The organism is Thalassospira sp. HF15 (assembly GCF_011806525.1).
GTDB lineage: Bacteria > Pseudomonadota > Alphaproteobacteria > Rhodospirillales > Thalassospiraceae > Thalassospira.
Map to the genome: position 1 here is coordinate 289,072 of NZ_JAAVKI010000003.1, position 11,946 is coordinate 301,017.

The following is an 11,946-nucleotide window of genomic DNA, read 5'->3' on the forward strand; positions in this document are numbered from 1 at the left end:
TCTAATCGCCTGACATATCGCCATCCGATCGGAGGTCTCCGGTGATCTGGATTGGCTTGACTGTTTTGGCAATTCTGGCCGGTGCGGCCCTTTATGCAAGCCTGCCGAAATCAGCAGGGCACGGATCACGGGTGCGCCGCGTGGCCTTTGCCGTCCTGCCTGTCATGGCGGCATTGGGGCTTTATGCCATGCTGGGCAGTCCGGGCCTGCCATCGCGCCCCTATGCAGATCGCGCAGGCGAACGCAATCTGGCCGCAGCAGCAGCCGTTGCTGACAACGCCACCGATCCCGACTTCAAAACCGATCAACAGATCAGGCGATTGCTTAATCAGATTGTCGTCTCGCTGGAGGTGAATCCGCGCAACCTTCAGGGCTGGGTCGCACTTGCGCGCGGGTCGCTGCGACTGGGCAACATTGAACGCGCAGTTGCCGCCTTCGCACAGGCCTATGCCCTGTCAGGCGAGAACCCTTTGCTTGCGATTGAGTATGCCGATACCCGCATTACCGCCCAAGACGGTCAGATCGACAGCACGTCACGCGACCTTGTCCTGCATGCACTTGGGCAAATGCCCAACCATCTGTTGGCGCGGTACTATTACGGCATGATGCTAAAACAAAATGGCAAGCCGGATCAGGCCCTTCGTGTGCTGAGTGACCTGTATCGCGACCTGCCCAAGGACGATCCGCTGGGCAATGCCACCGAAAGCGAAATCAGCGCACTACGTTCCAACCAGGATGTCGCGCAGTAACCTTACGCTGCAAACAGATAAAGCGCGCCAAGCAGTACAGCCACGATCAGCAACAATGTTCCGCCCAGTGCAAGCAGCTTCATGATGGGATGAAGGCTTTCAAGCTCCCCGGACTGAGGGGCGTTTTCAGAACCTGTTTGTGACGCATGCCCCTCGCCAAACCGGCGCAGCGCTTCTTCACCGCTCATGGGCGGCATCTTGATACGATCAAGGACCGTCCCCTGATCCGGGTGACGGTCCTTGTGATTTGAGGGATGCTTGTGCGGGGTGTCGCCGTTTTTGGCTGTCATCGCAAGTAAGTGTTGCTTAACGCTGCGCCGTCAGGCCGCGATCCGTATCCTGATCCTGCGGCTGATAGGTTGGCCACTCGCCCGCCGCCAGAAGATCCAGCGACGGTGTTTCCTGACCAAAGCGTGAACGATACATCCAAAGGTTCGCCATCACGCGTTCGATGAACAAACGGGTTTCGCGCGACGGAATGCTTTCGATGAAATATAGCGGATCGACATTGTCCTTAAGCGCCTTCTGCCAGCGACCAAGATTGCCAATGCCACCGTTATAAGCTGCCATCAACTGCAAGAAGCCATTATCCACACCATTCTGCTCAAGCAGATGATCGACATATTTCTGTCCAAGCGACAGGTTGACTTCCGGCTGATAAAGCTCTGCGCGTTTGGCTCCGCGATAACGGGTATTGCCGATATAGCTTGCAGTGGCCGGCATCAGCTGCATCAAACCACGCGCACCGGCATGGCTACGCGCATCGGTGTTGAAACCCGATTCCTGACGCATGAAGGCATAGATCACTGCGCGGTCAACTTCATAACCACCTTCCGGTGCCCATGGCGGGACGGGATACAACGCGTTTACAAACACATCACCGGTCTTTTGTGCGATATAGCTGCCAAGACGCATGGTAAGTGATGCAAAGTTGGCGGTATCGGTCAGGGCCAAAACAGCACGACGAAGCGAATCATCATCCTTGGCCGCAGCCTTACGCAGTTCGCGTTCTGCCTCATCGCGCTGCCCAACCTGCAACAACGAAAGAGCACGACGGCCATGCGGATCAAGCTTCAGCTTGTTGGCACGGTTTTCATCAAGCTCAAGGCTGTCCCAGTCAAAGACATCATCACGGCCCAGCGCACGCATTGCCAACTGACCATAGAATGACCGCGGATACTCCGCCGCACGGTTCAACATGACATCAGCTTCATCAAACCGGCCAGCTGCCAGATCAATGCGCGCTGCCCAAAAGGCCCCTGCCGTTCTGGTCCAGCTGGATGCGTATTTATTGGTGCTTAGTGCTGCGAAATGGGCGTGCGACTCATCCATTTTGCCCAGCCGCCACGCGGTCAATCCGGCTGTCCAATGCGCCTGGGGCAGATGCTTGCCCGAACGCTTTGCCGCTTCACCGGCATATTTCAGCGCAAGGTCCGGTTTGCCAAAGTAATAGTAACCCGACGCAATCGCTGCCTTGGCATGGTCCTGCTCGTAGGCATCAAAAATACGCTGTGCTTCGTCACTGTTGAGAACTTCAAGCGCCCCGGTCGGCCAACCATTGCCAATACGATGGCGAATACGACGCTTCAGGGTCGAAACGCGCGAACGCTGTTTCGATGACAGCTTCTTGGTCGACTTGTGGTAATAGGGCGTGATGTTTTCGTAATCATATCCCGCACCGGAAACATAGCTGCCAACCGGCTTCTTCGGATAGTTTGCCGTGCCGCGACGTTTCAGCGCAAGTTTATAAATGCGCGGTGCCTGCGGATGATCGGCATATTTGGCAAGCCAGCCCTTCAATTCCTTGTAACGTGACCGATACGCCGTCGGATGAAGATAACGCTGCGCCATCACGTGCCCCATCAGGACATCATCGGACAGGCGCGAAATCAGGCGGTCGGCATCGTCCCAGCGACCTTGCTCCTGAACGGCAAAAATCTGTTCGTAAAGTTCGGCGTCACGATCGGAAAGTGGTTTGGGGATCGCGGTCGAAAGCGCGTCATCCAAAACCGGGCTGCCAAGAGCTGCCTGTTCCTGCATGCTGGCAGCAGCAGGTGACGCGGCACCCATGACCGTCATGGTGCCAAGAAACGCGAAGAAGAGTCCCTGCCTCAGGGTGCTTTTTACACCCGGCAGGCGTGTTCTTATTGCTTCGATCAAAATCAGTTTCCCCAACGAGGCTTGTTTTCAAGCCGCGTGTTTATCCCGAAGCAGTTTGGTCTCGCAACCCGTTGCCGTCGGTGTTCCCCCTTGTGCAACGGCGATCCTTATAACAGGAATCAGCCAAACCGCGAAATCATTTATCTGGAATCAATCACTTGGCGCATGTCGCACAAAGCACTCCAAATGCATGCATATCTCCCATGCATACACCGAGATTATCGCCAATTCCTTAAAGCTTTTGTGAGATCGCGCGCAAGTCACGCCAAGCAAGGCGTTTCTGTTCCGGCGTTCTGAGAAGATAGGCCGGATGGAACATCGCGGTCAGCTCGGCCTTTTTGCCATCAGCAAAGGAAACTTCCTTCCATGTACCGCGCAAACGCGTAATGCCACGATCTTCTTCCATCAGTGTTTTGGCCGAACTGCCGCCGAGACAGACAACGACCTTCGGACCAATCAGCTCAAGGTGACGGCGAATGAACGGTTCGCACACCGCGACCTCGGCTGTGGTCGGCTGACGGTTCCCCGGGGGCCGCCATGGCAGGATATTGGTGATATAGACCTCTTCGCGGGCCAAGCCGATGGACCGCAGCATTGCATCAAGCAATTTTCCACTCGGCCCGACAAACGGCAATCCCTGACGGTCCTCTTCGGCACCGGGCGCTTCGCCGACCAACACAATATTGGCCTCAACATTACCGGTGCCAAACACCGTATTGCTGGCCGACTTCTTAAGTGCGCATCCTTCGAACTTTTCGATGGCGGCCTTAAGCTCATCCAGACTGTTTGCCGCGGCCGCCGCATCACGTGCGGATTGGCGGGCCTCGTGCGGCGTATCAGACAGCAGGAAACCGCCATCTGCGCCCGCAGGAATCGCTGCCGGACCGCTGGGTCTTGCTGCCTGCGCTGGACGTGCAGAAGCGCTGGCCCGGCCTTGCGCCCCCGGACGGCCATTCGCGCCAAATCCTTGCCGGTTGGCCGCATTTTGCCGCAGGCTTTCCGACGCCTTGAAACGGTCAAGCGGTTCGTCAGCGATGGCCTCGTCCGCGCCCATTTCAAATTGCCATACAAGAGCCTCGAACGCGTCGAGATTATTTACATCAAAGTCTGTAATTGGTTTGCTCATCTACACAAAGGCGATGTATGTTGCACCGCAATCGGGATCGCGGGCACTGCTTGGGAGGACCTTATACGATTTTGGGTCCTTTGTGCCAGAGTACAAACGCGACACCGCTTGTGACTATGGATTGTCAACCGATCCCATGATCGGTATAGCTGTATTCATAGAGATTTATCAGAGAATTCAGGGCTTGGGCGAGACCCTGAACGGTGAATACCGGCTCACGGCCAACGAACGGAAACAGTTCGATAAGGCCGCCAGCCAAAGGAGAGAGGCCAAATGGAACGGGAATCCATGGAATTTGACGTGGTCGTTGTTGGCGCCGGTGTATCCGGTCTGTCAGCGGCCATCAAGCTGATGCAACTCGCCCAGGAACAGGAAAAAGAGATCACCGTCTGTGTGGTCGAAAAAGGTTCCGAGGTCGGCGCACATACCCTGTCGGGTGCTGTGATGGAGCCGCGCTCGATCAATGAACTTTTCCCGGACTGGAAAGAACGCGGCGCACCGCTAAACGTGCCTGCCGGCGAAGACCAGTTCCTGATGCTGAGCGAAACCGGCGCCCAAAAGATGCCGACGCCGCCGCAAATGCACAACAAAGGCAACTATATCGTCAGCCTTGGCAATGTCTGCCGCTGGCTGGGCGAGCAGGCCGAAGCACTGGGTGTTGAAGTTTATCCGGGCTTTGCCGCTGCCGAAGTTCTGTTTAACGACGATGGTTCGGTCAAGGGGATCGCCACGGGTGATATGGGCCTGCAGCGTGATGGCACGCCGGGTCCGAACCATGAACCGGGTATGGAACTGCATGCCAAATACACCTTCTTTGCCGAAGGTTGCCGTGGTTCGCTGTCCGAACAGCTGATCAGGAAATTTGATCTGCGCAAGAATTCCGATCCGCAAACCTATGGCATCGGCATCAAGGAACTCTGGGAAGTCGATCCGGAAGTCCACAAGGAAGGCCTGATCCAGCATACTGTTGGCTGGCCGCTTGACAAGGACACCTATGGTGGATCGTTCCTGTATCATCTGGATAACAATCAGGTGGTTGTCGGTTTCGTCATCGGACTTGATTACGAAAACCCGCATCTCAGCCCGTTTGAGGAATTCCAGCGTTTCAAGACGCATCCGAAAATTCGCAAGATTTTCGAAAACGGCCGTCGCATTTCCTATGGCGCACGTGCGCTGAACGAAGGCGGCTTCCAGTCGATCCCGGATCTAGTTTTCCCGGGTGGGTGCCTGATCGGGTGTTCGGCAGGCTTCATGAACGTGCCGAAGATCAAGGGTTCGCACACTGCGATGAAGACCGGCATGCTGGCGGCCGAGGCTGCCTTTGAAGCCCTGACCAAGGATGAAGTCCCGGCACAGATGGACAGTTATCCGCAGCGCCTTAAGGACAGCTGGGTCTATCCGGAACTGCACAAGGTCCGCAACATCCGCCCAAGCTTTGCCAAATGGGGCTTCTGGGGTGGCTTGGCTTATAGTGCAGTTGATACCTATCTGTTCGGCGGCAAGGCACCTTGGACCTTCAAAAACCACGAAGACCATTCCTGCCTGAAGCCAGCCGCAGAAATGCCGAAGATCGACTACCCGAAACCGGATGGCAAAGTCAGCTTCGACAAGCTGTCATCGGTCTTCCTGTCAAACACCAACCACAGTGAAGACCAGCCGATCCATCTGACGCTGAAAGATGACAGTGTTCCGGTAAACACCAACCTTGCCGTCTATGACGGGCCCGAAGCCCGGTTCTGCCCGGCAGGTGTTTATGAATTCGTCGAAGATGAAGAAAATGGCGGGAACCGCCTGCAGATCAATGCCCAGAACTGCGTGCATTGCAAAACCTGCGACATCAAGGACCCGACCCAGAACATCGTTTGGGTCGTGCCCGAAGGTGGCGGTGGCCCGAACTACCCGAATATGTAAGCCTTGTTGGCTTTCCTCATACAAAAAGGCCCGCTCACTGCGGGCCTTTTTCTTTTGGTCTGATGATTGATTTTCCGATCGCCCAGGCCGCATATAAGTTTTTACTTGTTTCATCTTCAATCTGTGCGTTCAATGGCCGCCCTTTTTAACGCGCAGGCATCATGGACATGAAAATCGCGATTGTGACACTCGATGGCTTCAACGAACTCGACAGCTTCGTTGCGCTGGCGATTCTGAACCGCGCCAAGGCCGATGGCGTGCATGCCGAAAACGTTGGCACCGGCGAAACCGTCACCTCGATGAACGGCGTTTCTGTCTCCGTACAAAAGCCGCTGTCCTTTGCACAGGATGCAGATGCAGTTCTTCTGGGCAGTGGCATACATTCACGCGATCACATCAATGATCCAAACATCATGAAGCACCTGTCACTTGATCCGTCTCGCCAACTGATTGGTGCGCAATGTTCGGGCGTTCTGTTTCTCTATCGCATGGGCCTGCTGCCTGCGACAGTGACAACCGACAGCAAAACCCGCCCCCTGATTGCGCGCACAGACGCGGTCATTGAAGACCGCCCGCTCGTCGCGCAAGGCAACATCGTCACCAGCGGTGGTTGCCTGTCATCAAGCTATCTTGCTGGCTGGTTCCTGGCCAAGGCGATTGGTCTTGATAAGACCATCACCGTTCTTGAAACCGTTGCACCGGTTGGCCAGCGCTCGCAATTTGCCAAACAGGCCCGTGAAATTATTGGCAAACAACTTGATGTCCCGGCAAAGCGCCCGCTTTACTGCTAGCCAAGATGAAGCTCTTGACCGCTGTTGTCGGCGCTTTGCCGATCATTACTTTATTGTGACGGCCTTTGCGTATGGTTCCGTGTTGCAAATGCTTTGCCTTATAATTGCCGACTGAGTAGGCTAATCCCGAAATTCACTATGGCGATGCATGAAACTTTGCATTGCCGAACCCGAATTGCGGACGCAGGAAAAGCCTTTGAAACGTAAACTGTTACATCTCCTCATACCGATGACGGCTATTGCGCTTTCGGCGTGTGGCACCATGCCGCAAAATAGCGACAATGCCGTTTTCGAGTATCCGCAATCCAACGGTTTTTCGGGTAATTTCCTCGCAGGTAAAGCCGCGCAGCTTGAAAGCCAGTCCGGCTTTGCGGCCCAATACCTTTTGCGTGCCCACCAGCTTGATCCCGACAATGCAGAACTGCGCCGGCGTGCCTTTCTCGCCCTGATCAGCGACGGGCGCATCAGCGACGCAGTCAACATCGCCACACAGCTGCAATCTGAAAATGATCAGGATCTGTTTGCCGCCCTGACTGTGATGGATGCGGCCATTCGCGAAGGTCGCTACCAAGATGCGCTTGATGTCGTATCAAGCTTGCCCGAACGTGGCATCAACGCCCTGATTGCCCCGCTGGCAAAGGCGTGGCTTTACACCGGGCTTGATCAAAAGGCCCCTGCCATGGCTGCCCTTGATGGCATGCAGGGCAATGGATCGCTAAACCCGCTTTCGGAATACCATCGTGGTTTGATCCTGGCGCATTTTGGTGATTTTGATGCTGCGGAACGTGCCCTTGCCAGTGCCTATGGCGATCCGGCCGATGCACCGCTCCGCGCCGCCGAGGCCCTTGGCGCGGTCTATGAACGCAAAGGACAGGTTCAAAAGGCATCACTTCTGTATGAAAGCTATATGGACCGACATCCGCAATCGCTTGCCATGCCTTTCCATCTGAAACGACTGGCGCGCAAAGAACCGCCGATCGCCACCATGCTGACCCCAGCCGAGGGTCTGGCAGAAGCCTATCTTGATATCGCAACGCTGCTCAGTCAGGAAAACGCCGTCGATCCAGCCTTGCTGATGGCGCGCTATTCGCTGTCACTGCGCCCTGATGATGACATTACCCGTCTTCTGGTCGGCGAAGTCATGGAAATCCAGAACCGCTTTGAAACAGCGATTGATGTCTATAGCGCCATTCCGGTGTCCTCGCCACACAGCTGGAATGCGCGGCTGCGCACCGCTTCCAGTCTTGAGCAGATCGGCCGTGCCGACGAGGCGATTGATATCCTTGAAGACATGGTCAGTGAACGCCGGGACCGTCCCGATGCCCTGATCCAGCTTGGAGATATCCTGCGCATTCAGCAGGAATATAGCCCGGCTGCCGATGCCTATGACAAGGCCATCGAACGTCTGGGTGGCAAGACCCAGGTTGGCTGGCGTCTGCTCTATCGTCGGGGCATTGCGCATGAACGCGCCGGTGACTGGGCCAAGGCCGAGGCAGATTTCCTTCAGGCGCTCGAAATCGAACCGGAACAGCCCTATGTGCTGAACTATCTCGGCTATAGCTGGGTTGATATGGGCATGAATTTTGATCAGGCCGAAGACATGCTCAAGCGTGCTGTCGAATTGCAGCCTGATGATGGCTATATCGTCGACAGCCTCGGCTGGGTCTACTACAAGCTGGGCCGCTTTGATGACGCGGTTGAACAGCTTGAAAAGGCCGTCGAACTGAAACCCGACGATCCGACCATCAATGATCATCTGGGGGATGCCTATTGGCAGATCGGGCGCTATCACGAAGCCCGTTTCCAGTGGCACCGCGCCCTGTCATTCAATCCGACCGAAGACCTGCGCAGTACCGTAGAAGCCAAAATCAATGGCCAGGTACCCAGTGTGGCCCCGACTGTCGTAAACTGACGCAATTGGGAAGAAACGTTCATGTCTGCGACCTATCGCCAGCAGGCACCTGCCAAGGTTAACCTGTTCCTGCACGTCACCGGCAAACGTGATGACGGCTATCACCTGCTTGAAAGTCTGGTTTGCTTCACCGCGACCGGCGATGTGCTTAAGGGTGAATTGCGCGATGATGGCAAAGTCACCCTGTCCATTACCGGGCCGATGGCCGCCAATCTTTCCCTTGATGACACCAATGACAACCTCGTCATACGGGCCGCACGAATGCTTCAGGACGCCAGCGGGACCAAACAGGGTGCCGACCTGATCCTTGATAAGCGCCTGCCGGTTGCATCGGGCATTGGCGGCGGATCGGCCGATGCCGCCGCGGCAATCCGCTTGTTGTGCGAAATGTGGAAACTTGACCTTGATGGGGACATTTTATCGCGCATCGCCTTGTCGCTGGGTGCGGATGTCCCGGTGTGCCTGCATGGCAAAACCTGCGTGATGTCGGGGATCGGTGAAGAGATCACTGAAATCCCTGACCTGCCGCCCGTACCAGTGGTCCTGATCAATTCGGGCAAGGCGGTTTCAACGCCCGAGATATTCAAGGCCCGTGCTGATGAAGGCTTTAGTGACGCCAATGCGTGGGATACGAAGCAAGTCTTTCAAAGTGGTGCCGCCCTTGCCGACGCACTTTCGGAATGCGGCAATGACCTGACACTGCCTGCCACGGGCATCCTTCCGGAAATTTGCGATGTGATGAATGCATTGGCCCGCGAAGAGGGATGCCTGCTTGCCAGAATGTCGGGCAGTGGTGCGACCTGCTTTGGTATTTACGACACAACTGAACAGGCCGAACGCGCCGCCCATGCCATTGCCGCACAGAACCCGGACTGGTGGATATCGCCCACCCATATCCTGACCGAGAAGACCCGGGAACAGGCCGAGATGGGGGCTGCCTTCCCGGACTGAGCGCGGGACAAAAAAACCTTCAAATAGAGGGTTGCGCTCTTTGCATGAGAGCGCTATTTTCCGCGCCACGCACGCTGATGGGGCGTGGCCAAGTGGTAAGGCATCGGTTTTTGGTATCGTGTATCGTAGGTTCGAATCCTACCGCCCCAGCCAAGACAAACCGCTTTGAGGTTTTCCTCAAAGCGGTTTTCTTTTTTCCGTGTTTCACGGCTTGGCGACACGCGGAAGCGCGCGCCCTGTTATCGAGGTCAGGATTGCTTTGACTGGTGCATGGCGATGCTTGTGCGCGAGACCAGTTTATCAAGCGTATCGCCCTTCTCAGCAATGCCAAGCCCGACGCTGAGTGTCAGTCTCGGATGCTCGCTACCGGCCTGGAAATCCTCCGCACCCACGCGATCTGTCAGGCGCTGCAGGTAGTTCAATGCGCCCGCTGCCCCGGTTTCGGGCATCAGGATGATGAATTCCTTGTCGCTCCAACGCGCGATCACATCGGTTTCGCGCATCATTTCCGATGCCACCTTTGCAAACAGTTTCAGCGCGGCGTCACCGGCATCATAGCCAAAACTTTCATTCAGGTTCTTGAGGTTGTCGAAATAAACCATCCCGGCGACGACTGAATTGCCATAGCGATTTGAACGTTCAAGTTCGGTGCGCAGCACAGTTTCCATATAGCGACGGTTATAAAGCCCCGTCAGCGGATCGGTATTGGCCGAGCGTTCAATATCCTTTTTGGCCTGCTCAAGTGCCTTGCGATCATGGATATGGGCAACCGTCTGACCAATTGAGTCAGCAAACAGCTGCACCAGATCAATGTCATGCTTGGCAAAGGCCGCAACCGGGCTCGGGCTGCCGAATGCAAGCGTTCCGATGCACTCGCCCTCGACCACAATCGGCGCACCGAGATAGGCGGCAAAACCGAACTTTTCACCAGCAGGGTGATCAGCGAGTTCGCTTTCTCTGACATCGTGGAAGGCAGAGACCTTGCTGGCCGAAATCACATGACTGCAGAATGTATCATCGAGATCGAACGCCATCCCCGGGGTCAGGGCATTTTCCGGGTGGAAGACCTGTCGAATTTCATAGGTCTCTTCACCAATGGCACTGAAGATACCGATGGGCAGACCAAACTGCTCGATACCAAGCCTCAGGATCGCCTCAACACGCTGTTCGAACATTTTGGCCATTTCTGCCTGATGATCGGTCTCAAACTCGGTCGTCATGATGTTTCCCATTACTTGACCGGCACGGTTTTACTCCGAGAATCCGGTCATAAAGCCTTGTTATACTGCGACAATTAAAACCCTTGGTCGCGAAAGGTAAATTCTAAACCCTTCACATACCAACGCATAGGCTATTCTTCTGCTTGGATAACAATTTTCTGATATGACCGGGCAAGTTAGTCCGATTTCGGGCGCCCCGGCATCTGATGAAGCAATGCTGCCCCACGCAGGCCACCGTCACGCGCATAGGCCCCCGGAACCACCAGTGGTGCATCATATCGTCCCAGAACCTGTTTTCGGACGCGTTGGTCAATCTCTGCAATCAGGGCCGCCTCTGACGCCAGCCCCCCACCGACCGGGACGCAATCCGGATCAAGGACATTGACCATCAGTGCCAGTTCGCGGGCAACCAGATCACAATAAATGTCGATTACGGGTGCTGCACTAGTATCCCCTGCCTGCCAAGCCGCGGTAATGTCGTTACTGGCAAGTTTCGCACCATGGATTTGTGCATAAATACGTTCAAGACCCCGGGCTCCCCCCCAGACATCCAGACACCCTACACGTCCGCAGCCGCACACAACGGGGGAAAGACCATGCCGGATCAGGGTCCCGGTGACATCATTTCCGTGCCCCCATTCCCCGCGTATGCCACTCTTGCCGCCAACAAACTGTCCATCAAAGACAATGCCGCCGCCAACCCCGGTGCCGAGGATGATCGCAAACACGGTGCGGGCCTCTTTGGCTGCACCCGTTGAGGCCTCCGCCAACGCAAAACAGTCGGCATCATTTTCAACAAGAACCGAACGGCCCAGAATATCGGAAAGTGCTTCCGCAATCGGCCAATCCTTGATCGCGGGAATATTGGCCGAAATCACAGCGCCGGTTTTCGGATCAATCCCACCGGCAAGGCTGATGCCGATATCCGGCGATTTGCCAAATTGCACATCAGCCTCACGCACGAATGCCGACAGTGTTTCGACAAAGGCGTCGCGATCTTCACGCGGTGTCGATGCTTTGCGATGAAGCACAACCACCCCATCCGCATCAAAAACACCGAACTCAATGTTCGATCCACCTATGTCAAAGGCATATTGCATGCTGCACGTTTCCTATCCTGACTGTT

At 55.7% G+C, this 11,946-nt stretch carries 10 protein-coding genes and 1 tRNA gene; 6 read left to right on the forward strand and 5 right to left on the reverse strand.

Translation table 11 applies throughout. The features are described 5' to 3' along the window. The first annotated feature begins 41 nt into the window (after window positions 1-41). Window positions 42-749, forward strand: a complete 708-nt coding sequence (locus tag HED22_RS07920; protein WP_167720899.1) for a cytochrome C biogenesis protein CcmI — start codon at window positions 42-44, stop codon at window positions 747-749. A 2-nt stretch (window positions 750-751) separates the two neighbouring features. Here the strand turns inward: HED22_RS07920 and HED22_RS07925 are convergent, their stop codons facing one another. From HED22_RS07925 to HED22_RS07935, 3 genes are all read right to left on the reverse strand, one after another. After that, the gene (locus HED22_RS07925; protein WP_167720901.1) at window positions 752-1,039 is read right to left on the reverse strand and encodes a hypothetical protein; all 288 of its coding nucleotides are present in this window, start codon (window positions 1,037-1,039) and stop codon (window positions 752-754) included. A 16-nt stretch (window positions 1,040-1,055) separates the two neighbouring features. Then, window positions 1,056-2,909 carry a lytic transglycosylase domain-containing protein gene (locus tag HED22_RS07930; protein ID WP_167720903.1) on the reverse strand — a complete coding sequence of 618 codons (1,854 nt, stop codon included), beginning with the start codon at window positions 2,907-2,909 and terminating at the stop codon, window positions 1,056-1,058. Window positions 2,910-3,141: 232 nt separating this feature from the next. Continuing rightward, a complete protein-coding gene (locus HED22_RS07935) occupies window positions 3,142-4,035 on the reverse strand; it encodes a uracil-DNA glycosylase family protein (protein ID WP_167720906.1) in 894 nt (297 codons plus the stop codon). 273 nt (window positions 4,036-4,308) lie between these two features. Here HED22_RS07935 and HED22_RS07940 point away from each other — a divergent pair, with 273 nt between their 5' ends. The 5 genes from HED22_RS07940 (at window position 4,309) to HED22_RS07960 (ending at window position 9,753) form a co-directional block, all read left to right on the forward strand. Next, entirely contained in the window at window positions 4,309-5,946 is a 1,638-nt protein-coding gene (locus HED22_RS07940; protein ID WP_167720908.1) for an electron transfer flavoprotein-ubiquinone oxidoreductase, read from the forward strand. Window positions 5,947-6,113: 167 nt separating this feature from the next. Next, window positions 6,114-6,737 carry a DJ-1/PfpI family protein gene (locus HED22_RS07945; protein WP_167720910.1) on the forward strand — a complete coding sequence of 208 codons (624 nt, stop codon included), beginning with the start codon at window positions 6,114-6,116 and terminating at the stop codon, window positions 6,735-6,737. Window positions 6,738-6,933: 196 nt separating this feature from the next. Continuing rightward, the gene (locus HED22_RS07950; RefSeq protein ID WP_167720912.1) at window positions 6,934-8,649 is read left to right on the forward strand and encodes a tetratricopeptide repeat protein; all 1,716 of its coding nucleotides are present in this window, start codon (window positions 6,934-6,936) and stop codon (window positions 8,647-8,649) included. Between the two features lie 21 nt (window positions 8,650-8,670). Continuing rightward, on the forward strand, window positions 8,671-9,600 hold the full coding sequence (locus tag HED22_RS07955; RefSeq protein WP_167720914.1) for a 4-(cytidine 5'-diphospho)-2-C-methyl-D-erythritol kinase: 930 nt from the start codon (window positions 8,671-8,673) through the stop codon (window positions 9,598-9,600). 78 nt (window positions 9,601-9,678) lie between these two features. Then, window positions 9,679-9,753 (forward strand) — tRNA-Gln (locus HED22_RS07960). 95 nt (window positions 9,754-9,848) lie between these two features. Here the strand turns inward: HED22_RS07960 and HED22_RS07965 are convergent. Both HED22_RS07965 and HED22_RS07970 read right to left on the reverse strand, forming a co-directional pair. Further along, the gene (locus HED22_RS07965; protein ID WP_167720916.1) at window positions 9,849-10,820 is read right to left on the reverse strand and encodes a sensor domain-containing diguanylate cyclase; all 972 of its coding nucleotides are present in this window, start codon (window positions 10,818-10,820) and stop codon (window positions 9,849-9,851) included. A 176-nt stretch (window positions 10,821-10,996) separates the two neighbouring features. Continuing rightward, window positions 10,997-11,920 (reverse strand): ROK family protein, encoded by a 924-nt coding sequence (locus HED22_RS07970; RefSeq protein WP_167720918.1) that lies wholly within the window; start codon window positions 11,918-11,920, stop codon window positions 10,997-10,999. Between the last annotated feature and the right edge of the window lie 26 nt (window positions 11,921-11,946).

Coding starts and splice junctions, on each gene's coding strand:
- HED22_RS07925 (WP_167720901.1), bottom strand. CDS start 1,039: ATGACAGCCAAAAACGGCGACACCCCGCACAAGCATCCCTCAAATCAC.
- HED22_RS07935 (WP_167720906.1), bottom strand. CDS start 4,035: ATGAGCAAACCAATTACAGACTTTGATGTAAATAATCTCGACGCGTTC.
- HED22_RS07940 (WP_167720908.1), top strand. CDS start 4,309: ATGGAACGGGAATCCATGGAATTTGACGTGGTCGTTGTTGGCGCCGGT.
- HED22_RS07945 (WP_167720910.1), top strand. CDS start 6,114: ATGAAAATCGCGATTGTGACACTCGATGGCTTCAACGAACTCGACAGC.
- HED22_RS07955 (WP_167720914.1), top strand. CDS start 8,671: ATGTCTGCGACCTATCGCCAGCAGGCACCTGCCAAGGTTAACCTGTTC.
- HED22_RS07965 (WP_167720916.1), bottom strand. CDS start 10,820: ATGACGACCGAGTTTGAGACCGATCATCAGGCAGAAATGGCCAAAATG.
- HED22_RS07970 (WP_167720918.1), bottom strand. CDS start 11,920: ATGCAATATGCCTTTGACATAGGTGGATCGAACATTGAGTTCGGTGTT.